This window comes from Mesorhizobium sp. 2RAF45 (genome assembly GCF_052115225.1).
GTDB classification, from domain to species: domain Bacteria; phylum Pseudomonadota; class Alphaproteobacteria; order Rhizobiales; family Rhizobiaceae; genus Mesorhizobium; species Mesorhizobium jarvisii.
This window is the reverse complement of sequence record NZ_JBFRGG010000001.1, coordinates 802,717-825,494: the sequence shown is the minus strand read 5'-3', so window position 1 is coordinate 825,494 and position 22,778 is coordinate 802,717. Positions and strand designations below refer to the sequence as shown.

General features: G+C 64.1%; 14 protein-coding genes. 11 read left to right on the top strand and 3 right to left on the bottom strand.

From position 1 onward, the window contains the following. The 5 genes from AB4Z43_RS04035 (at position 1) to AB4Z43_RS04015 (ending at position 12,749) form a co-directional block, all read left to right on the top strand. Positions 1–6,054, top strand: a complete 6,054-nt coding sequence (locus tag AB4Z43_RS04035) for a translocation/assembly module TamB domain-containing protein (RefSeq protein ID WP_441936009.1) — start codon at positions 1–3, stop codon at positions 6,052–6,054. Positions 6,055–6,307: 253 nt separating this feature from the next. After that, positions 6,308–7,960 (top strand): ABC transporter substrate-binding protein, encoded by a 1,653-nt coding sequence (locus tag AB4Z43_RS04030; protein WP_019859186.1) that lies wholly within the window; start codon positions 6,308–6,310, stop codon positions 7,958–7,960. Positions 7,961–8,177: 217 nt separating this feature from the next. Continuing rightward, entirely contained in the window at positions 8,178–9,212 is a 1,035-nt protein-coding gene (locus AB4Z43_RS04025) for an ABC transporter permease (protein ID WP_019859185.1), read from the top strand. Between the two features lie 12 nt (positions 9,213–9,224). Then, positions 9,225–10,382: an ABC transporter permease gene (locus tag AB4Z43_RS04020; RefSeq protein WP_019859184.1), complete on the top strand. Its 1,158-nt coding sequence runs from the start codon at positions 9,225–9,227 to the stop codon at positions 10,380–10,382. Between the two features lie 48 nt (positions 10,383–10,430). Beyond that, the gene (locus tag AB4Z43_RS04015; protein ID WP_441936006.1) at positions 10,431–12,749 is read left to right on the top strand and encodes a dipeptide ABC transporter ATP-binding protein; all 2,319 of its coding nucleotides are present in this window, start codon (positions 10,431–10,433) and stop codon (positions 12,747–12,749) included. A gap of 13 nt (positions 12,750–12,762) precedes the next feature. Here AB4Z43_RS04015 and AB4Z43_RS04010 read toward each other — a convergent pair whose 3' ends face one another. Continuing rightward, entirely contained in the window at positions 12,763–13,353 is a 591-nt protein-coding gene (locus tag AB4Z43_RS04010) for a transglycosylase SLT domain-containing protein (protein ID WP_019859181.1), read from the bottom strand. A 217-nt stretch (positions 13,354–13,570) separates the two neighbouring features. Between AB4Z43_RS04010 and AB4Z43_RS04005 the strand changes: the two genes are divergently transcribed. Together AB4Z43_RS04005 and AB4Z43_RS04000 are read left to right on the top strand one after the other, a co-directional pair. Then, a complete protein-coding gene (locus AB4Z43_RS04005) occupies positions 13,571–15,109 on the top strand; it encodes a trimethylamine methyltransferase family protein (RefSeq protein ID WP_441936004.1) in 1,539 nt (512 codons plus the stop codon). A 57-nt stretch (positions 15,110–15,166) separates the two neighbouring features. Beyond that, a complete protein-coding gene (locus tag AB4Z43_RS04000; protein WP_441936002.1) occupies positions 15,167–17,593 on the top strand; it encodes a GcvT family protein in 2,427 nt (808 codons plus the stop codon). Between the two features lie 22 nt (positions 17,594–17,615). Here AB4Z43_RS04000 and AB4Z43_RS03995 read toward each other — a convergent pair whose 3' ends face one another. Then, positions 17,616–18,008, bottom strand: coding sequence for a DoxX family protein (locus AB4Z43_RS03995; protein WP_038647810.1), 393 nt, complete (start codon positions 18,006–18,008; stop codon positions 17,616–17,618). 200 nt (positions 18,009–18,208) lie between these two features. Between AB4Z43_RS03995 and AB4Z43_RS03990 the strand changes: the two genes are divergently transcribed. Continuing rightward, the gene (locus AB4Z43_RS03990) at positions 18,209–18,697 is read left to right on the top strand and encodes a hypothetical protein (RefSeq protein ID WP_080643765.1); all 489 of its coding nucleotides are present in this window, start codon (positions 18,209–18,211) and stop codon (positions 18,695–18,697) included. Between the two features lie 76 nt (positions 18,698–18,773). On the opposite strand, the gene AB4Z43_RS03985 is transcribed toward AB4Z43_RS03990, so the two are convergent. Next, entirely contained in the window at positions 18,774–19,550 is a 777-nt protein-coding gene (locus tag AB4Z43_RS03985) for a VOC family protein (RefSeq protein ID WP_038647808.1), read from the bottom strand. A 165-nt stretch (positions 19,551–19,715) separates the two neighbouring features. On the opposite strand from AB4Z43_RS03985, the gene AB4Z43_RS03980 reads away from it, so the two are divergent. The 3 genes from AB4Z43_RS03980 (at position 19,716) to AB4Z43_RS03970 (ending at position 22,775) form a co-directional block, all read left to right on the top strand. Beyond that, positions 19,716–20,450 (top strand): gamma-glutamylcyclotransferase, encoded by a 735-nt coding sequence (locus tag AB4Z43_RS03980; protein ID WP_027047034.1) that lies wholly within the window; start codon positions 19,716–19,718, stop codon positions 20,448–20,450. Positions 20,451–20,571: 121 nt separating this feature from the next. Beyond that, positions 20,572–21,927, top strand: coding sequence for an NAD(P)-dependent oxidoreductase (locus AB4Z43_RS03975; RefSeq protein WP_019859174.1), 1,356 nt, complete (start codon positions 20,572–20,574; stop codon positions 21,925–21,927). 5 nt (positions 21,928–21,932) lie between these two features. Continuing rightward, positions 21,933–22,775, top strand: coding sequence for a class I SAM-dependent methyltransferase (locus AB4Z43_RS03970; protein ID WP_441935999.1), 843 nt, complete (start codon positions 21,933–21,935; stop codon positions 22,773–22,775). The last annotated feature ends 3 nt before the right edge of the window (positions 22,776–22,778 follow it).

Below are 22,778 nucleotides of genomic sequence, written 5' to 3'. Positions count from 1 at the left end.
ATGAAGACGGTGTGGCGCATCCTTCGCATTGTCCTCTACACGCTGCTGATCGTGGTCGCGGGCGCGATCGGCGCGCTCGTTGTCCTGACCAAGACAGAGCGCGGACGCGACAATCTCGCCGGCATCATTTCGCGACTGGCTTCGAACGACGACCGCAAGATCACGGTCAGCGGCATTGACGGCATCTGGTCTGGCGCGCTCAGCGTCGACCATGTGGTGCTGGAAGACCGCCAGGGCGCCTGGCTGGTGGCGCGCAAGGTTGCCGTAGACTGGTCACCGCTGGCGCTTTTGTCGAAAAGCTTCAGCGCCGACCGCATAGCCGCCGAGCGCATCGAACTGGCACGGCTGCCGGTGGCGGGCACACAGCCGCCGGCGCAGGGCGGCACGACGACGCTGCCGGTTTCCATCGACATCAGGCAGATCGACCTGCCGGAAATCGCGCTTGGCCAGCAACTGGCCGGCAGCGGCATCGCCGAACTCGCCGCCAAGGGGATGCTCAAGGCCGACGCGGCGCCGCTGGCGGTCGAGACGGTGCTCAACGTCACCCGCCATGACGGCAAGCAAGGCAATGTCGACGCCAAGATCCACTTTGCACCGGCAGACAACAGGCTCGACCTCGACCTCAAGGCCTCGGAGCCGGCCGGCGGCATCATCGCCAATCTGCTCAAGCTGACCGATACGCCGCCGGTCGAAATAGCCGTCTCGGGCACGGGACCGCTTGCCAACTGGAATGGCATCGCCACATTCATGGTCGACGGTAAGATCGTCACGCAACTGACGGGCCGTCATCAGCTCACCGACAAGGGCAACCACGTCGAGGCCAAGGGCGACGGCGAGTTCGCGCCCTTCCTGCCGGAAAATCTGAGGCCGCTGTTTACGGGCAAGACCAGCTTCGATGTCGCGGGCACCGCCACATCGGCCGGCGGCATTAGCGTCGATCGGGCTAGTATCGAAAGCGACGCCATCCATGGCTCCGCGACCGGCATCGCCGATCCGGCCGGCGCCAGCGATCTGTCGGTCGAAATCGCGGCCAAAAGCGCGCCGGTGCAGATCGTTGTTGGAAGTGCGGCGCAACCGATCACCATTGCGATCAGGAACGCCACCGCCCGCGCCTTCGGCGACGGCAAGGCGCCGATCGTCGACATCGGTGCCTCGTTGGCTTCAGTGGTGGCGGGCGGCACCCAGCTCAACGATATTTCGGCGCAGATCCACTCCGACGGCTTCGACATCCCGAACCGCGCCGGCCCGGTCGCCGTCAAGCTGACGGCGGGCGGGCTGAAGACCGACGTGGCGACGCTGGCGCCGCTGGTCACCGGCAAGGTCGATGTCGACCTGGCGGGATCGCTGAGCAAGGACGCCATCGCCATCGACCAGGGCACGCTGCGCTCCGATGCGCTCAACGCCTCGCTGACCATGACGGTGGCGCTTGCGGATCTGTCGATGCAGCTCAAGATGAATGCCGATGCGGTGTCGACCGCCTTGCCGCCGCAGATCAGTTCCGTGCTCGGCGAGCGGGTGAAGTTCTCGGCCGCCGCGACGCGCGATCCGCAAGGGGCCTTTGCCGCCAATTCGATCTCGTTGACCTCCGGCTCGCTCAGCGCCAGCGGCACCGCCAGCGCGCAAGGCACCGACATCCAGGCCGACATCAAGGGCACGCTAGGCGATGTTTCGGTGCTGTCGCCGATGGTCGGCGTGCCAGTGGCCGGCGGCGTCAATTTCGCCCTTTCGGCAAGCGGCGCCAGGACGGCGCCGGATTTCACCATCTCCGCCGACAGCGACAGCCTGACGGCCTCGGGCCGCACGGTGAAGGCGATCAAGCTGACGGCAAGCGGCAAGGCCGACATAACAAGCCCCTCGGCCGATGTTTCGCTGACCGGGTCGGTCAATGACCAGCCGCTCGATATCAAGGCGGCGCTGGTGACCAGCGAGGGCAAGCGCTCGATCAACGGTTTCCTGGTCTCGCTCGGCGACAACAAGGTTTCCGGCGACCTGGCGCTCGATGACAAGCTCATGCCGCTCGGCACGCTGACGCTCGCCGCACCGGCAATCGATCAGCTGGCGGCACTCGCCGGCCAGGCCGTGACCGGCGACATCAACGGCACCATCCTCTTTGCCAAGGACGGCGACGCGCCCTCCGTCACCATCGATGCGAAAAGCACGTCGGTCGCACGTGGCGAAGTGACGGCCAAGGCGATCGCCATCAACGCGCTCATCGCCAACTATCTCAAGGCGCCGGCGATCTCGGGCACCATCAAGGCCGACAGCGTCACCTCAGGCGCCACCGAAATCAGCGGCATCGGCGTCGACCTGAAGCGTGACGGCGAGTGGACCAATTTCACCGGCGGCGCCACGATCGCGGGCATTCCGGCGACTGCCGCCGGCCGAGTCAAGATCGCTGAGGGCACCACCAGCGTCGAGATCGCCTCGGGCGAAGCCACGGTTCGCGGCATCAAGGCGGCAATCGCTGCACCCTCGACGCTGAGCATCGCCAACGGCACGACCAGCATCGAGAAGCTGGCGCTTGATGTCGGCGGCGGTTCGGTGACGCTGTCGGGCAGCGCCGGCCAGACGCTCGATCTCGCGGCACAGTTCTCCGCGCTGCCGGCGGCCCTGGCCAATGACTTTGCCCCCGGGCTCGATGCGGCGGGCACGCTCGGCGGCGCTGCGCAAGTGACCGGGTCGCCATCCGCTCCCGAAGTTCGGTTCAACGCGCAGCTTGAGGCCGCCGAAACCAGCCAGACCCGCCAGGCCGGGCTCGGGCCGCTTGCGGTCGATGCGGCCGGTGTCTACACCCTGGCCGGCGGCGTCGTCCTCGACCATGCGACGCTGTCCGGCGACAAGATTTCCGGCGAGGCCTCCGGCACCATCAATCCGAATGGCGCCAGCGATTTTGCCCTCGACCTTACATCGTCGGGACCGAGCCTGCCGCTGACGGTCGGAAGCGCCGAGAGCCCGGTGAAGCTCGAGATCCGGTCCTTGTCGGCGAAGGTGGCGGGTGAGAGCACGCAGGCCCGCCTTGACGTCTCCGCGATCCTGCCGTCAGTCACCACCAGCCCGGCGAAGGTGGACGGGCTTGTCCTGGCACTGCACTCGGATGCGTTCGATCTCAAGAACCGCGCTGGACCGGTTTCCGGCACGGTGTCGGTGGACAAGGTCGGTCTCGACAATGCCGCCATAGCGCCGCTCATCGCCGGCAAGGTGACGGCCGCGCTGAACGCCCGGCTGACGTCGGACGGCGTCGCCATCGACAGCGGCTCGCTCAAGAGCGATGCGCTGAACAGCCAGGTCGCCGGGCAGGTGTCGTTGCGCGATGGCGCCATCGACCTCAAGCTGAGTGCGGATGCCCCGTCATCGGCTTTGCCGGCGGCGGCGCGCGGCATGCTTGGCGAGCGTGCGCAGATCAGCGCCACGCTGAAGCGCGATCCTAACGGCAGCATCAATGTCGACGGGCTGAAGCTGGTCTCGGGCGGACTGACCGCACAGGGGCAGGCGAGCCTTGCCGACGACAAGCTGGCCGCCGACATCACCGGCGCCCTTGCCGATATCTCGCCGCTGTCGAAGGACGCCAAGGGCGCCATTGCGTTTGCGCTGAACGCACAGGGCCCGGCCATCGCCCCCGATCTGTCGCTGACGGTCAACAGCGATCGGCTTTTGGTGGCGGAGCGCGAGATCACCGGACTGAAGCTCACCGCCACCGGCAAGGCGGATGCCGCCAACCCGGCCGCGAACGTGCAACTGACCGGCAATGTCGCGGGACAAGCCTTGCAGGGCAGCGCGGTGCTGGCGACGTCGGATGGCAAAAGCGCCATCAACGGCCTGCTCCTGTCGCTCGGCAAGAACCGGATTTCCGGCGATCTGGCGCTGGACGACAAGTTCGTACCCGAAGGCACCATCTCGCTCGACCTGCCCGATATCGGCCCGCTCGCCGCGCTGGCGCTGGAAAAGGCGGAGGGCGACGTGCGTGGCACGATCGCCTTCACGAAGAACGGTGCCGCACCTCAGGTCGCCATCAAGGCGGCCACCGCCTCGATCACGCGCGGCGATCTCCAGGCGAAGGCGGTTTCCATCGATGCGCTGATCGCCAATTATCTCGCCGCACCGGTGATTTCGGGCAATATCCGCGCCGACACCGTCACATCGGGCGGCACCGTGATCAGCGGCATCGATGTCGACCTGAAGCGCGACGGCGACTGGACCGGCTTTTCCGGTGGCGCCACGGTCAAGGGCATTCCGGCCAAGGCCGCCGGCCGCGTGAAGGTGGCCAATGGCACGACCACCATCGAACTCGCTTCCGGCCAGGCGACCGTCCAGGGCATCAGGGCGGCCATCGCCCAGGCTTCGACGGTCAGCATCGCCAACGGCACGACGACGCTGGACCGGCTGGTGCTCAACCTTGGCGGCGGCACGGCGACGGTAACCGGCAAGGTCGGGCAGGCGCTCGACATCAATGCGGCGCTGGCCAAGGTGCCGATGTCGCTCGCCAACGGTTTCTCGCCGGGGCTCGATGCCGCCGGTTCGATTTCCGGCACGGTGAAGGTGACGGGCGCGCCGGCGAGCCCTTCCGTAGCCTTCAATATAGACGCGGCCGGCGTGCAGACGTCGCAGACCCGAGGCGCCGGTGTCGGCGCGGTGAGCGTGTCCTCCTCCGGTACCTTTGCCGGCAACAAGCTGACCTTCAACGCCAATGTCGGCGATGGCGCCGGCCTTGGCCTCAAGGGCGGCGGCACGGTGACGACGGCGGGCACGCCGGCGCTGGTGCTCGACTTCAATGGCGCCGTGCCGTTCGGCATGCTCAGCCAGAAGCTTGCCGCGCAGGGCTTGTCGCTGTCGGGAACGGCCACCGTCAATGTCCAGGTGCGTGGCCCGGCGACGTCGCCTGTCATCGGCGGCAGCGTCAGCACATCGGGCGCGCGGCTGGTCGATGCCCGCTCGGGCCTGGCCGTCAACGATCTCGCCGCCGACGTCTCGATCGGCGGCGGCGTCGCCAGGATCAACCGGCTGACCGGAACATTGTCGACGCGCGGCAGCCTTTCGGCCAGCGGCACGGTCGGCATCAACCCGGCGCAAGGGTTTCCGGCCGACCTGTCGATCAAGCTCACCGACGGGCGCTATACGGACGGACGCGTGGTGACCGCCAATCTCGGCGGCGACCTGACGATCAAGGGACCGCTGGTATCGGCACCGGTGATTGCCGGCACCGTCAATCTCGCCAAGACCGTCATCACGGTTCCGGACAAATTGCCGGGCTCGCTCTCGGCGCTCGACGTCAAGCACAAGAACGCGCCCGCCGCCGTCAGGGCGCAGGACAAGGCGCTGCGGCCGCCAACGACGTCGGGCAAGAGCGGCGGTAGCGGGCTTGCGCTCGACGTCACCGTCAATGCGCCGAACCAGATCTTCATCCAGGGCAGGGGCGTCGATGCCGAATTCGGCGGCTCGCTCAAGCTGACCGGGCCGGCCTCGTCGCCACAGGCGGTCGGCACCTTCACCTTGCAGCGCGGCCGGCTGTCGATCCTGGGCAAGCGGCTGACCTTCACCGAGGGAACGGTGGGTTTCTCCGGCTCGCTGGTGCCCTATCTCAACCTGACGGCGACCACGACGACCGCCAGCGCCACCGTCACCATCGTGGTGTCGGGCGAGGCGACCAATCCTAAGTTCACCTTCTCCTCGGTGCCGGCGCTGCCCGAGGACGAGGTGCTGGCGCAATTGATCTTCGGCCGGTCCATGTCGAACCTGTCGCCGCTGCAGATCGCGCAACTGGCCGAAGCGGCCGGGCAACTGGCCGGTGTCGGCGGCTCGACGTCGCTGCTTGAGAATCTGCGTAGCGCCATCGGCGTCGACGATCTCGACGTCACCACCGACGACAAGGGCGGCACGGCGGTCTCGGCCGGCAAGTACCTGAACGACCGCACCTACGTGACCATCCAGAAGGGCGACAAGCCCGGTTCGGGCAAGGCCACCATCGACCTCAACGTCGGGCGTGGCGTCAAGTTGCGCGGCGAGGCGACGGACGCCGGCGAGGCCAAGGGCGGCATCTTCTACGAAAAGGAATATTGAGGGCCTGGCCCTCACCATGGCCGGGACTGGCGCTGTCGTAACCCGTGCCAATGTCTCAGTTTAATCGCCTTGAGTAGATTTTGGCGAAATCTGGGCGCACTAGCAATTTTGCGTCAAGACTGTCGCTATCGCGCGTACCGCTCCCTTTTCAAAGTTGCACATTCGTCACCATGTTCCCAATCCAAGCCGTCTTTGACATCATGGCCTGGATGCGGAATGTTAATCGGCGGAAAGCCAACAATGGGAGTTAGTCATGACAATCTACAAGAGTAATGGCGATCGCGTTCCGGATCACATCCTGGCCATGGCCGAAGAAGCCAAGGCAGGTAAGGTCGATCGCCGCGAATTCCTGGCCATGGCAAGCGTCTTCGGCGCCTCGACGGCGATGGCTTATGGCCTTCTCGGTCTCGCCGATCCGACGCCCGCAAGGGCAGAAGAGGTAAAAGGCAAGAAAGGCGGCACGCTGAAGGTCGCGCAGTGGATCAAGGATCCCAAGGATCCTCGCAAGGCCGACTGGTCGGAAATTGCCAATGCCGAGCGCCAGGCGCTGGAGCCGCTGGTCAAGTACACGAGCGAATATACGTTCCGCCCTTATCTGCTGGAAAGCTGGGACGTGAACGACGACGCCACCCAGTACACGCTGCATGTACGCAAGGGCGTAACCTGGTCGAACGGCGACCCCTTCATAGCCTCTGACGTCGTCTTCAACCTGAAGCGCTGGGCCGACAAGAAGGCCGAAGGCAATTCGATGCCCGGCCGTCTCGGCTCGCTGGTCAAGGATGACAAGCTCGACGAAAGCGCCGTGACGATGCCGGACGACCACACGGTCGTGCTCAAGCTCAGCAAGCCTGACATCGCGCTTATCCCCAACATGTGCGACTATCCTGGCCTGATCGTCCACAAGACTTTCGACGAGAAGGGCGGCGACTTCAAGGCCTGCCCGATCGGCACCGGCCCATTCGAGCTCGTCTCCTACGACGTCGGCCAGAAAGTCGTCTACAAGCGCCGCGAAGACAACAAGTGGTGGGACGGCGAAGTGTTCCTCGACGGCATCGAATTCATCGACTACGGCACCGATCCGGCCGCCATGGTCAGCGCTTTCGAGGCTGGCGAAGTGCACACCAACTTCGAAACGTCGGCCGACTATGTGTCGATCCTCGACAAGATGGACCTGGTCAAGTCGGAGATCGTCACGGCTTCGACCATCGTCTGCCGCACCAACGTCAACAACAAGCCCTATGGCGACCAGAAGGTGCGCAACGCGCTGCAGCTCGCGGTCGACAACAATGTGGTCCTCCAGCTCGGCTATGGCAATGCCGGCTCGGTCGCCGAGAACCACCATGTCTGCTCGATCCATCCCGAATATTACGAGCTGCCGAAGGTTGCCCGTGATCCGGCCAAGGCCAAGGCGCTGATGGCGGAAGCCGGCCAAGCCGACTTCGAACACGAGCTGATCACGGTTGACGAGGACTGGCACAAGAACACCGGCGACGCGATCGCCGCACAGCTGCGCGACGCCGGGATCAAGGTGAAGCGCACGGTGCTACCGGGCTCGACGTTCTGGAACGACTGGACGAAGTATCCGCTGTCAATGACCAACTGGAACATGCGTCCGCTCGGCGTCCAGGTTCTGGCCATCGCCTATCGCACCGGCGAGGCCTGGAACGAGGCTGGCTGGTCGAACCCCGACTGGGATGCCAAGCTCAATGCGGCACTCGCCGTAGCCGACGCTGCCAAGCGCAAGGAGATGATGAAGGACATCGAGCAGATCCTGCAGGCTTCCGGCATCATCATCCAGCCCTACTGGCGCAAGCTCTACAGCCACTCGGTCAAGGCGGTGCAAAACTACAAGATGCATCCGACCTTCGAGCGCGACTACGGCAAGGTCTGGCTCGATCAGGCCTGATCGATCGGACCTGGGAAAGGGGCATTGCCCCTTTCCCTCCCTCTTTGCGTCGCCATTGCAGGTTCGTCCGCAAAAAATACGGACTCACCCGGGAAGGCCGTGCAATAAAAACAGGGTTGATCGCATTCGAGGGCCTGTTTGACGGCCAGTCCGCCGGTGACGGCAGGCGAGGCTTTGAAGCCGGCTCAAAACCCAACCCCATCGGCAGGGGGCCGTCATGCTTTCCTTCATTATCAGGCGTCTTGGCACCATGGCATTGACGATGCTGTGCCTGACGATGATCGTCTTCTTCCTGATCAACCTCGAACCCAACCTGAAGAAGCTGGCGATCAGCCAGACGGAAATGCACACTTCGGCCGAACAGCTGGAGGACTGGCTGGTCAACCATGGCTACCGGCAGAATTTCTTCGTCCGCTACGGACAGTGGCTGGGCCTGCTTCCCAAGCAGCCGGTGACCGACCCAGCGACCGGCAAGCCGACGCAGCGTTTCACTTTCTGCAACGACCCGGTCGTACCAACCTTCTCCGGCGTCCTCGAAGGGGATTTCGGTTGCTCGACCAAGTTCAAGACGACCGTCGCCTCTAAGCTGTTCCCGGCACTTGGCGCCACCGGGATCCTGATGTTCTGTGTGTTGGCGGTGATGGTGCCGGTATCGCTCTTGATCGGCATCCTGGCCGGCATGCGCGAGGGATCGCGAACCGACCGGGTGCTTTCGGTGGCCTCGATCGCCTCGACGGCGACGCCCGAATATGTGTCGGGCGTCATCTTCACCGTCATCTTCGCCTCATGGCTCGGCTGGTTGAACGGTTCGGCCGCGTCGGCCAGCCAGGGCATCACCTTCTACAATTTCACCCTGCCGGTGATGACGCTGGCGATCTACGGCATCGGCTACATCGCCCGCATGACCCGCGCCTCGATGGTCGAGGTGATGACGCAGCAATATATCCGCACCGCCCGGTTGAAGGGGCTCTCCTTCGGCGGGGTGGTGGTGAAACACGCGCTGCGCAACGCGCTGATCGCACCGTTCACCGTCATCATGCTGCAATTTCCCTGGCTGCTCACCGGCGTCGTCATCGTCGAGGTGATGTTCCGCTACCAGGGCTTCGGCTACACGCTGGTCGAGGCCGCTGGCAACAACGACATCGACCTTTTGCTTGGCTGCTCGCTGGTCTCGGTGTTCATCGTCTTGATCACACAGCTCATTTCCGATGTCGGCTACGCGTTTCTCAATCCGCGTATCAGAGTTCAGTAGGGGGCGAAGCGGATGCAGGTCCAATATATCAGTGCCTTCAGCGTCGTTCTCGAAGTGCTCTCGCGCTTCTGGCCGGTCTGGGTTGCGCTCATCATCGTCATGGGTGCGAGCTTCGCCTACAAGAAAAGGCTGGCGCTCTACGGACAGCTGTTCGACAGCGGCGTCGGCATCGTCGGGGTCGGCATCTGCCTGTTCTGGCTGTTCACGGCGATCTTCGCATCGACCATCTCGCCTTTCGATCCGCTGGCACAGGTCCCGGTGATGAAGGACATGCTGCCCGGCGCCATTGAGCCGCAATCGGGGCTTGTCTATCTGTTCGGCGGCGACAAGCTGGCGCGCGACGTGTTTTCGCGCATGGTCTATGGCAGCCAGATCGTGCTGATCATCGCGCCGGCGGCGACCGGCTTCGCGCTGATGGTCGGCATCACCCTTGGCCTGCCCGCCGGCTATTACGGCGGCAAGATCGATACGGTGCTGTCGTTTCTGGCCAACCTCGTGCTGGCCTTCCCGGTGATCCTGCTGTTCTACCTCTTGGTGACGCCGGGCATCATGGACACGCCGATCCCCTATGCCATGGCCGGCGTGTTCTTCCTGTTTCCGATCATCTTCTTCAGCGTGCTGTTCTGGACGCGTTACAAGAACCGCCCAGACCGGCTGTACATCCTGCTCGGCCTGACGCTGATCATAGGCGGCTGGATCTATCTCGGCCTCGTGTTCGACAAGGACCCGCTGCACATCGTCCACATCGATCCCAACCAGCTCAATATTTTCGTGGCGGTGGTGTTTGCCTCTAGTCCGGGCGTGTTCCGCATCGTGCGCGGCCTGGTGATGGACATCAAGACGCGCGACTATGTGGCGGCGGCGCAGACGCGCGGTGAATCGCCCTGGTACATCATGCTTTGGGAAATCCTGCCCAATGCACGCGGACCGCTGATCGTCGATGCCTGCCTGCGCATCGGCTACACCACGATCCTGCTCGGCACGCTGGGCTATTTCGGCCTCGGCCTGGCACCGGAAAGCCCTGACTGGGGCACGGCGATCAAGGATGCCAGCCGGCTGCTGCGCTCCTTCATCCATCCGGCGCTGCCGCCGACGATCGCGCTGATGTCGTTCGTGCTGGGGCTCAACCTGTTGGCCGACTCGCTGCGTGAACAATCGATGAAGGACTGATTGACGGGCTCCGGCCCGCATCTGGTAGAATTTGGATTGGAGCGACCCATGGACGAGGCAGTTCGAAATCCCGCAGAGCCGATCATCGAGATCGAAAACCTGTCGATCTCCTTCTTCACCCGCAAGGGCGAAATACCGGCGGTCATGGATTTTTCCTGCACGGTCATGCCCGGCGAGGCGATGGGCATCGTCGGTGAATCCGGCTGCGGCAAGTCGACCGTGTCGCTCGGCATCATGCGCGACCTCTCCAACATCGGAAAGATCGTCGGCGGCAGGATCAAGTTCCAGGGCAAGGACATGGGCGAGCTCTCCGACGAGGAGCTGCGCGCCATTCGCGGCAACAAGATCGCCATGATCTACCAGGAGCCGATGGCCAGCCTCAATCCGGCGATGAAGGTCGGCCAGCAGTTGATGGAAGTGCCGCTGATCCACGACAAGGTGTCGAAGGAAGAGGCCTACAAGCGCTCCCTCGAGATGGTGCGCGCGGTCAAGCTGCCCGATCCCGAGCGCATGATGCGCTCCTATCCGCATCAGCTCTCCGGCGGCCAGCAGCAGCGCATCGTCATTGCCATGGCGCTGCTGTCGAAGCCGGCGCTGCTTCTGCTCGACGAGCCGACGACGGCGCTCGACGTGACGGTGGAGGCGGGTATCGTCGAACTGGTCAAGGGGCTGGGCGAGAAGTTCGGCACGTCGATGATCTTCGTGTCGCACAATCTCGGCCTCATCCTCGAGACCTGCGACCGCATCACCGTGATGTATTCGGGCGAGGCGGTGGAGACCGGCAAGATCAAGGACGTGTTCGACCGGATGCGCCATCCCTATACGCAAGGGCTGTTCCGTTCGATCCCGCTGCCGGGCGCCGACAAGAATTCGCGGCCGCTGATCTCCATCCCCGGCCAGTTGCCGCTGCCGCATGAGCGGCCGAAGGGCTGCAATTTCGGTCCGCGCTGCCACCATTTCGTCGAGGGCGTCTGCAACGCCGCCGAAATCCCGATGGTCGAGGTCGCCGGCCACGAAGGCCATTTCTCACGCTGCGTGCGCTTCAACGAGATCGACTGGGAGGCGCTGCCGCCCGGCGCCAAGAAGGTCAATGAGCGTGTCGTGCCCGGCGCGCCGGTGCTCAAGATCGAGGATCTGCGGAAATACTACAAGGTCGGCGGCAGCGAGGTGTTCGGCTCGAGCGAAGGCCGCGTCGTCAAGGCCAACGAGACGATCTCGTTCATGGCGCGCGAATCCGAGACCGTCGCCATCGTCGGCGAATCCGGCTGCGGAAAGTCGACATTGGCCAAGGTGCTGCTCGGGCTGGAGACGGCGAGTGCCGGCACGGTGACGCTGGGCAACAAGGAAATCCAGTCGACGGGCATCGAGAGCCGCAGCGTCGAAACCGTGTCGTCGATCCAGATGGTGTTCCAGAACCCGTTCGACACGCTGAACCCCAGCCATTCGGTCGGCTCGCAGATCATCCGCACGCTGGAGAAATTCAATGTCGGCAAGACGGTCGCCGACCGGCGCAAGCGCATGCTGGAACTGCTCGACCTGGTGAAGCTGCCGCGCGCCTTCGAGACGCGCAAGCCGCGCCAGCTGTCCGGTGGCCAGAAGCAGCGCATCGGCGTGGCGCGCGCCTTTGCCGGCGATGCCAAGGTGGTGGTGGCCGACGAGCCGGTCTCGGCACTCGACGTGTCGGTGCAGGCGGCGGTGACCGAACTCTTGATGGACATCCAGCGCAAGAACAAGACGACGATGCTGTTCATCAGCCACGATCTGTCGGTCGTGCGCTACATCGCCGACCGCGTCGTCGTCATGTATCTTGGCTACATCGTCGAGCAAGGCACGACCGACCAGATCTTCGCGCCGCCCTATCACCCCTATACCGAGGCGCTGCTTTCGGCGATCCCGATCGCCGACACAAGCGTGGTGAAGAAGCACATCGTGCTGGAAGGCGACATTCCCTCGGCAATGAACCCGCCGTCCGGCTGTCCGTTCCAGACACGCTGCGGCTACAAGAAGCTGGTGCCGGACAATCTGTGCGAAACCAAGGTGCCGCCGGTCAAGCATCTCGGCGACGGCCATATGAGCCTGTGCTGGCTGTCCGACGATGTGCTGGCGACGATGGAGCCGGTGATCAAGTTCGACAAGGAACACGCGGCGCATGAAGGTGTTCCGGACGATGCGCACGGCACCGGGCCGGGTCCGACCGGAACGGCGCCCAACCGGCCGCGTGGCAAAACGGGCAGCGCGGAAGCCGACCAGATCGGGGACGCCGTGGAGCAAAGCGAGGCTGGCATGCGAGCCCGTCGCCACGAAGTGCGCGACGAGACTTCCGAAACCGGTGTCTCCAAGCCGAAAGATACGACAAGGCGGCACTAGCCAGGGCTGAGTGTCAGCTTCCGCACTGGCGTAGCTGCGATTCATAATCCCGCGCCATCTTGTCGGTCGCCCGGGCGTAACCCTGCACGCCGGCGTCGCCACGATTGCCGCGGCCATAGGCGGTCCAGCCGAGATAGTAGGCGAGGTAGAGATTGTAGGTGTCGTTGCGCGCGACGCCGTAAGTGTCTGCCGTCTTGGAATGGTACCAGCCGACGAAATCGACGGCGTCGGCGAATTTGGTGCGCCGCGCCGCCCAGTTGCCGGTTTCGCGCTGATATTGCGACCAGGTGCCGTCCAGCGCCTGCGAGAAGCCGGTGGCCGACGAGACATGCTTCCAGGGAATGAAGCCGAGGAGCTTGGTGCGCGGCGGCCGGGCATTGCTCTTGAAGCCGGATTCCTTGCGCACCGTCGCCATCAGCACGGGGACCGGCACGCCATATTTCTGCTCAGTGCGTTCGGCTGCCGACTGCCAATTGTCGAACCAGCCGTCATTCTGGTCGAAGACGGCGCAGACATTGTTGATGTGGCTGGGCGCTGTCGCGCAGGCCGAAAGTGCCAGCAACACGCCAACTGCTACAATTTTACTAAAACTCGACCTACGCATTGGATGAGCAATAGGCCGAAATCATAAAGGGAATCTTGCCGCCGCCGTTAACGCCTCGCAGTCACGAGCGCTCGGGAAAAGGCCCTGTATATATTCCGACGCCTTCTGTCGCTTTTGATAAAATCGCGCTGCATAAATGCCGCCTTGGCTAAAATCGCGCCTGTAAACGGCGTATTTCTGACAGCTTGCCTGGTTTGCCAAGGCTTTGATGCCTGGCATGAACGAACCAAGACGCAAGCGTGGCGCCGAGCGCACCAGCAACCGGGGGCCGGCGCCCATCCCGCAGCTGCCGCAGAGGCGGGTGACCAATCCCTATCCGCCGATGGCGTTGCTGTCTCCAGACCAGATCGAGGCGATCCATCAAGCGTCGATGCATATATTGGAGAATTTCGGCATCGAGGTGATGAGCCCGCGGGCGCTGTCGCTGTTCGAGCAGGCGGGTGCCAGGGTCGACCACGCCTCGGCCAATGTCCGCCTCGATCGCGGCATGGTCGACGAGGCACTGAAAACCACCCGGTCCAGCTATACGCTGACGCCGCGCAATCCGGCCAACACCATCCATCTTGGTGGCAACACCATCAATTTCACCCTCGTCGCCGGCCCACCCAATGTGCACGACATGGAGCGCGGCCGCCGCGCCGGCAATCTGCGCGACTATGCCGATCTCACCCGGCTGGCGCAGCATTTCAACTGCGTCCACATGCTCGGCAACCAGGTCTGCGCGCCGGTCGAACTGCCGGCCAATTCGCGCCACCTCGACACCTACTTCACCAACCTGACGCTGACCGACAAGAGTTTTCATGTCTCGGCGATCGGCCGGGGCAGGGCGCTGGACGGCATCGAGATGATGGCGATCGCGCGCGGGCTGACATTGGATCAGCTGCGCGACGATCCCGGCATCGCCACCATCATCTCGGTCAACTCGCCGCGCCGCTTCGACGAGATGATGGCCGAGGGCCTGATGACCATGGCCGAGTTCGGCCAGTCGGTGGCGGTGACGCCGTTCACGCTGATGGGGGCGATGAGCCCGGTGACGCTGGCGGGTGCCTTGGCGCAGCAGAATGCCGAAGCGCTGTTCGGCGTCGTGCTGACGCAATTGGTGCGGCCGGGCGCGCCGGTGATGTATGGCGCTTTCACCTCCAATGTCGACATGAAGTCCGGGGCGCCGGCCTTCGGCACGCCTGAAAACACCAAGGCCAACATTGCGTCCGGGCAATTGGCGCGGCGCTACGGGCTGCCCTACCGGACGACGCCCGGTTCGGCCTCCAATGCGGCCGACGCGCAAGGCGCCTACGAGACGCTGATGGCGCTGTGGGGCGCGGTGCTCGGCCATGGCAATCTCGTCTATCACGCCGCCGGCTGGCAGGAGGGCGGGCTGACGGCATCGTTCGAAAAGCTCATCATCGATGTCGAGATGATCCAGCACATGATGGAGTTCTTGCGGCCGATCGTGGTCGACGAGGCGGAACTCGCCGTCGAGGCGCTGGGCGCGGTGCCGACCGGCGGCCATTTTTTCGGCGAGCCGCACACGCTGGAGCGCTACGCCACCGCCTTCTACCAGCCGATGCTGTCCAACTGGCAGAATTTCGAAGCCTGGCAGGAGGCCGGCAGCCTCGATGCAACGGCGCGCGCGACCCGGCTGTGGAAGAAGGCACTGGAGGATTATGTCGAGCCGGTGATGGATATCGCTGTGCGCGAGGCGCTGGAGGCTTACATGGCCAGGCGCAAGGAAGCGATCGGGCAGGGTGAGCCGTGATACCTCCCATATCGATTCATCTCACCCATACAACTCACTGATATCAGAGAAAAATCCATGAAATCGCATGCAAAGGTCGTGGTCATTGGCGGCGGCGTCGTCGGGTGTTCCGTGCTGTTTCATCTCGCTCGCCATGGCTGGACCGACGTGGTGCTTCTGGAGCGCGACGAGCTGACATCAGGCTCGACCTGGCACGCGGCGGGCGGCATGCACACGATCAATGGCGACCCCAACGTCGCCAAGCTGCAGAAATACACGATCAGCCTCTACAAGGAGATCGAGGAACTGTCAGGCCAGGCGACCGGCGTGCACCTGACCGGCGGCGTGCTGCTCGCGGCGACCGAGGCACGGCTGGACTGGCTGCGCGGTGTCGTCGCCAAGGGCCGCTATCTCGGCATCGACCTGGAAGTGATCTCTGCGAAAGAGGCCGCCGAACTGATGCCGCTGCTCGACCCCAAGCAGTTCGTTGGCGCCGTCCGCAACAAGGAGGATGGGCATCTCGATCCCTCCGGCGTCACCCATGCCTATGCCAAGGCCGCGCGGAAGCTTGGGGCGGAAGTAGAACGCTTCACCAAGGTCGAGGACATTGTGCGGCGGCCCGACGGCCTATGGCGCGTCATCACCAACAAGGGCGAGGTGGTGGCCCAGCATGTCGTCAATGCCGGCGGCCTGTGGGCGCGCGAGGTCGGCCGCATGGTCGGGCTCGAATTGCCGGTGCTGGCCATGGAGCACATGTACCTGATCACCGAGGACATGCCGGAAGTCGCCGCCTGGAACGCCAAGACCGGCACCGAGATCATCCATGCGGTCGATTTCGATGGCGAGCTCTATCTGCGCCAGGAGCGCGGCGGCATGCTGATGGGCACCTACGAGAAAGCCAACAAGCCGTGGTCGGAATACCAGACGCCTTGGAATTTCGGCCATGAATTGCTGGCGCCCGACATCGACCGCATCGCGCCGTCGCTGGAGGTCGGGTTCCGGCATTTCCCGGCCTTCCAGAACACCGGCATCAAGCAGATCATCAACGGGCCCTTCACCTTCGCGCCCGACGGCAACCCGCTGGTCGGGCCGGTGCGCGGCCTGCCGGGCTTCTGGGTCGCCTGCGGGGTCATGGCCGGCTTCTCACAGGGCGGCGGCGTCGGGCTGGCGCTGTCCAACTGGATGATCGAAGGCGACCCTGGCGCCGATATCTGGGCCATGGATGTGGCGCGCTATGGCGACTGGGCGACGATGGCCTACACCAACGCCAAGGTGCGCGAAAACTATTCCCGGCGCTTTTCGATCCGCTTCCCCAATGAGGAGCTGCCCGCCGGACGGCCGCTGAAGACGACGCCGGTCTACGATCTGCTGTCGGCCAAGGGCGCACAGTTTGGCGTCGCCTATGGGCTGGAAGTGCCGCTCTGGTACGCGCCGGAAGGCGTCAAGGACGAGTTCTCCTGGCGCCGTTCCAGCGATTTTTCCCATGTCGCCAGGGAAGTCGCGACGGTGCGCGACGGCGTCGGCCTGTCGGAGATTTCGAGCTTTGCCAAATATAAGGTTACGGGCGAGGGGGCGTCGGCCTGGCTCGACCGCCTGCTCGCCTGCAAATTGCCGAAACCCGGCCGCATGACGCTGGCGCCGATGCTGAAGGATGACGGCAGGCTGATCGGCGATTTCACGCTGGCCAATCTGGGCAGCGATGGCTGGTTCCTCGCCGGCTCCGGCATTGCCGAGCAGTACCATATGCGCTGGTTCGAGGCGCATCTGCCTGGCGACGGTTCGGTTCATATCGAGGCGCTGGGCGCGAAACTCACCGGCCTTGCCATTGCCGGCCCCAAGGCGCGGGAAGTGCTGGCCAAGGTCAGCCGCGCCGATGTCTCCAATGCGGCGTTTCCGTTCATGGCGGTGGCCAGGATGGATATCGGCATGGCGCCGTGCCTGGTCGGCCGCGTCAGCTACACCGGCGATCTCGGCTACGAGATCTGGGTGGCGCCGGAATATCAGCGCGCGGCTTATCATGCGCTGACGGCAGCGGGCGCGGAATTCGGTATCGGCCTGTTCGGCTCGCGCGCGCTCACTGCGCTGCGGCTGGAGAAGAACTATGGCTCATGGGGACGCGAATACCGTCCGATCTACGGGCCGCTCGAAGCCGGGCTCGACCGCTTCGTCGCCTATGGCAAGGAGGCGGATTTCATCGGCAAGACGGCAGCGCTGGCCGAGCGCAAGCAAGGCGGCAAATTGCGGCTGCGCAGCTTCATTGTCGACGCCGACGATGCCGATGTCATCGGCGACGAACCGATCTGGTTCGGCGGCGCGGTGCGCGGCTGGGTGACGTCGGGCGGCTACGCCCATCATTCAAAGAAGTCGGTCGCCGTCGGCTATGTGCCGAAGGAGATCGCCGACGAGAGCGACGGCTTCGAGATCGAGTTGCTGGGCAAGCGCCATGCGGCGCGTATTCAGGCAGCCCCGCTGTTCGACGCGAATTTTGAGCGCATGCGGGGGTGAAGGTTCATCCCCAGCGGGGACATCAGGCCTCGCTGCGATTGTCCAGCGCAAAGGCGCCGGCGCCGGCGAAGACCAGATAGAGGAAGATGAAGCAGAAGGAGATTGCCGCGTCGCCGCTGTTGTTGACCGGGAAGAAGTCACGCGGCATGTGCGCCATGAAATAGGCGATCGCCATTTCGCCGGCCAGAAGGAACGCCACCGGGCGTGTGAACAGGCCGAGCGCCAGCAGGATGCCGCCGGCGAATTCGAGGATGCCGGCGGCTGTCGTCAACCCGGTGAGGGCGTGAGGCTGGGCGCTTACGGGGAAGTTGAACAGTTTCTGGCTGCCATGTTCGATGAACTGCAGCGCGGTCATGATGCGCAGCACGCCGAGTGCCTGCGGCAGGTATCTGGAGAGGCCATCAAAAAGCTTCATCTGAACTCCTTTTCGCCCTCCCGGCCCGGCCATAGATCATGGTCCGACGATGGACCATTCACTTCCCATGGCGCGCCATCAACAATCGGTGATTGGAAATGTGCTCCGGTATGCCCTTTCATATCGTTCTCGTCAGGGTTGCATTTGTATCGCTATGGTTGTATTGATGTGGGCACTCTAAACCTGTGGGTTCTCTTGCCATGAAAAAACTCGTCGTCAGCCTATTCGCACTCCTTGCAGGCACCAGCTTGGCCATGGCCGAGGACGCCGGTTGCGAGGCCTTCAAATGGCCGGTGACGCGGGAACAGGCGCTGTTTGCCGCGGCGCCCGCAACGCCGGCTGGAGCGGAGCTGGCGGTGGGTGCCGCCGCGGATCTGGCATTGGTTCCGGCGGACAAAGCCGGTTTTACGCTGCCGCCCGAGCGCGCGCCGGCGGGGGGCACGTTCGGTGCCGTCGCCAGCGTGGAGGTGCCGGCCAGCGGAGCCATTCAGATCAGCCTGTCGGGCGAAGCCTGGATCGACGTCATCCAGGACGGCAAGGCCATCAAGTCGGCCGGCTACAGCGGTGTGAAAACCTGCCCCGGCATCCGCAAGAGCGTGCGCTTCAAGCTCGCGGCTGGACCGGCCATCGTTCAGTTCAGCGGGGCGAAAAAGGCCGAGCTGAAGGTTGCGGTGCTGACGCCGGAATAGAGCGGCAAATAGAGCAATACGGCCTTTCATCGGTGGTGAGATGAAAGGCCGCCGCTTCGTGCCGGCGAAGCTGCCGTCAGCGCACCGGCGCCATCAGCGCGAAATGCGCGCCCTGCGGATCCTGGCACTGCACGATCCAGCTGCCGCCGGGCACCTCCATCGGGCCCATCAAGATCTTGCCGCCATTGTCGGTGACGCGTCTTGCGGACGCGTCGATGCCGGTGACGTTGAAATAGAACTGCCAGACCGGGACGGGGATTTGCGCAGGCTTGTTCATGATGCCGCCGCCGGACTCGGGGCCGGCCGTAAACGTCTGGTAGATGCCCATCGGGCCCATGTCGAAATCACCGGCATTGGTCCAGCCGAACTGGCCGGAATAGAAGTCGAACGCGGCCTTCCAGTCGCTGGTGTAGAGCTCGTGCCAGCCGATATGGCCGGGTGTGCTGGCCGGCACGACGGGCTGGTCGGGGCCGTTGGGCTGCAGGAACATGAAGGTCGCGCCTTGCGGGTCGGCGACCACGGCGAAGCGGCCGACGCCCGGAATGTCGCTGGGTTCGCAGTGAACGCCGCCGCCGGCGGCTTTCAAGGATTTGGTCGAGGCGTCCACGTCGTTGGTATGGATGTAGCCCAGCCAGGCCGGCGGCGCTCCCATCTTCCTGACATCCTCGGGCATCGTCATCAGCCCGCCGACGCCACGCTCGCCGACATTCATGACGATGTAGCGCGGCATGCCGGGCGCTTTGTCGAAGGGCTGCGCCGTCCAGCCGACAACCTTGGTGTAAAAGGCCTCGGCGGCGTCGAGGTCGGAAGTCATCAGCTCGTACCAGAAGAAGGGCATTGGGGATTTCGGCATGGTCGGTCTCCTCACGGTTCAGCATCGATCGTTGTCCGATCCACCGCAGGACGATCCAGGATACGGGATTCCGACAACCGCCCGGACAATAATGCCTGCCCATGACATGCGTTCCCGGTTGCGTGCCCCGCGATTTTAGATTTCTCTACGGCAAAGGGGGTGTTCATGCGCCAGATGTCGCTCACGCCGGAGCTTGTCGCACTGTGCCACAGGGAAGAGGCCGATCCTGGCCCAGACTTGAGTTGGACGGAGCTGAAGGACGGGGATTTCCAGACCCTTGCATCGCGGCTGTCCGGCGAAGCGGATGAGGGGCCGCTGTGGGTGTTTGCCTACGGCTCGCTGATCTGGAAGCCGGAATTCGAATCGGTCGAGCAACGGCTCGCCACGGCCTTCGGCTGGCATCGCTCCTTCTGCCTCGACATGGTCCGCTGGCGCGGCAGTGCTGCGCAGCCGGGGCTGATGATGGCGCTCGAACGCGGCGGTCGCTGCAACGGCGTGATCTACCGATTACCGGAGGGTGAAAAGCCGGCGCAGATCGAAAGGCTGCTGCGCCGCGAGATCAGCGACCATGAGAGCGTCAGCTCGGTCAGGTGGCTGCCGGTGCATACGGCGCAAGGCGCGCTGCGGGCGCTGGGTTTCTGGGTCGGCGTGAAGGGCAGGGGAACGTCGCTCAGCCAGCCGCTGGACAGAGTGGCGAGCATATTGGCCAGGGCCTGCGGCCATATCGGTTCCGGCGCCGAATATCTCTACAACACGGTCAGCCATCTCGAAGCGTTCGGCATCCATGACCGAAATCTGTGGCGACTGCAGGAACTGGTGGCGGACGAGGTCCGGGCACTCCATGGCCGGCCGGTCGACGAGGGTAGCGCACCCAGGCAAGAGCAGCCGTCCACTGCATAACATGAGTAAAAAAATCATGTTTTTATCGAGCCTTTTCAGCAGCTTGTGCCAAAAATTGACCAATTGATAAAAAAATAAAACGTGCTAGCCTTCCCCAAAACGAAAACATGGGGAACTGACAATGCCAGAAGGCCAGTTCAAGGAAGGTATCGTCGGCGGCCGGCTTCCAGCCGAGCAGTATGCGGACAATTTTTCCGACCTGCATCCGCCGCTCGATCATCACGAGGCGTTGGTCGAATCCGACCGCTGCTATTTCTGCTACGACGCGCCGTGCATGAACGCGTGTCCGACCTCGATCGACATCCCGCTGTTCATCCGCCAGATCTCGACCGGCAATCCGATCGGTTCGGCCAAGACGATCTTCGACCAGAACATTTTGGGCGGCATGTGCGCCCGCGTCTGCCCGACCGAGACGCTTTGCGAAGAGGTCTGCGTGCGCGAGGTGGCGGAAGGCAAGCCGGTGCAGATCGGCCGCCTGCAACGCTACGCCACCGATGTCGCCATGGCCGAGAACAAGCAGTTCTATCCTCGCCCGGAGCCGACCGGAAAGACGGTTGCCGTGGTCGGCGCCGGCCCGGCCGGCCTTGCCGCCGCGCACCGGCTCGCCCGCCATGGCCATGACGTGACCATATTGGAGGCGCGGCCGAAGGCCGGCGGCCTCAACGAATACGGCATCGCCGCCTATAAGAGCGTCGACAATTTCGCCCAGGCCGAGGTCGATTATGTCACGGCGATCGGCGGCATTGACATCCAGAACGGCAAGGCGCTCGGCCGCGACTACCAGCTCTCCGACCTGATCCGCAATTATGACGCGGTGTTCCTCGGCATGGGGCTTGGCGGCGTCAACGCGCTGCGCGCCGATGGCGAGGATGCCGCCGGCGTCACCAATGCGGTAGAGTTTATCGCCGAGCTGCGCCAGGCCGGCGATCTCGCCAGCCTGCCTGTCGGCCGCCGCGTCGTCGTCATCGGCGGCGGCATGACGGCGATCGACGCCGCCGTGCAGTCGAAGCTGCTCGGCGCCGAGGAGGTGACGATCTGCTACCGTCGCGGCCAGGAGCATATGAACGCCTCCGGGTTCGAGCAGGACCTGGCCGCCGCCAACGGCGTCACCATACGCCATTGGCTGCAGCCGAAGCGGGTGATCGCTGACGCCGGCCAAGTGTCGGGCATCGAACTCGAATACACGGCATTGAAGGGCGACAAGCTTGCCGGTACCGGCGAGACGCTGACGCTCGTCGCCGACCAGGTGTTCAAGGCGATCGGCCAGAGCTTTGTCCCGGCCGCGCTCAACGGCAGCGAGGCCTCGATCGAGCTCGAAGCCGGGCGTATAAAGGTCGATGGGGAAGGGCGCACCTCGCTGGCGAAAGTCTGGGCCGGCGGCGACTGCATCTTTGGCGGTGACGACCTGACCGTTTCGGCCGTGGCGCAAGGGCGCGATGCGGCGGAAAGCATACACAGGAGTCTGACGCAGGGATAAGCATCATGGCCACGGTGGAACCGGGCATCGCCCGTCACTACGACATAGCGGGTCTCGAGCAGCGCATCCTTGCCGCGCTCGCCGATACGGGCTTGGACGTTGCCCATCTGCGTGCCGGCGATCTCGAAGCGGTCGACGAATTCCACATTGGCGGTATCGCCGCCACAAGGGAACTCATCGGGCAGATGGGGCTGAAACCAGGAGCCATGCTGCTCGATATTGGTTCCGGCGTGGGCGGTCCCGCCCGTTTTGCCGCCAACGAAGCCGGGGCCGATGTCACCGGCATCGATCTCACGCAAAGTTATGTCGATATCGCGACCAGCCTGTCGAAGCGCACTGAAATGGCCGACAGGACGCACTTCGTGCAAGGCAGCGCGCTGGACATGCCGTTCGCCAATGCTGGCTTCGACGCGGCCATGATCCTGCATGTCGGCATGAACCTTCCCGACAAGAAAAAGCTGATGGGCGAGGCCGCGCGTGTGCTCAAGCCGGGCGGCGTCTTCGCCGTCTACGACGTGATGCGGCTCAAGGACGGCGCGCTGACCTATCCGCTGCCATGGGCTTCGGACGAGAGCATGTCCTTCGTTGCCACGCCCGACGACTATCGCTCGGCTGCCACGGCTTCCGGCTTCTCCGTCGTCGCCGAGCGGCGGCGCGGTGCTTTCGCCGTCGAATTCTTCGCCGCGACGCGTGCCCGGATGGCCGCCGCGCAAGCGGAAGGCAAGAAGCCGCCGCCCGGCGTCGGCCTCGTCATGGGCGAAGACGCCCATACCAAGATCGCCAATGTCACCGCCGCGCTTGAAGGCGGTATTCTCGCACCCGTTGAACTGCTTCTTCGTCTCGGCTGAAAG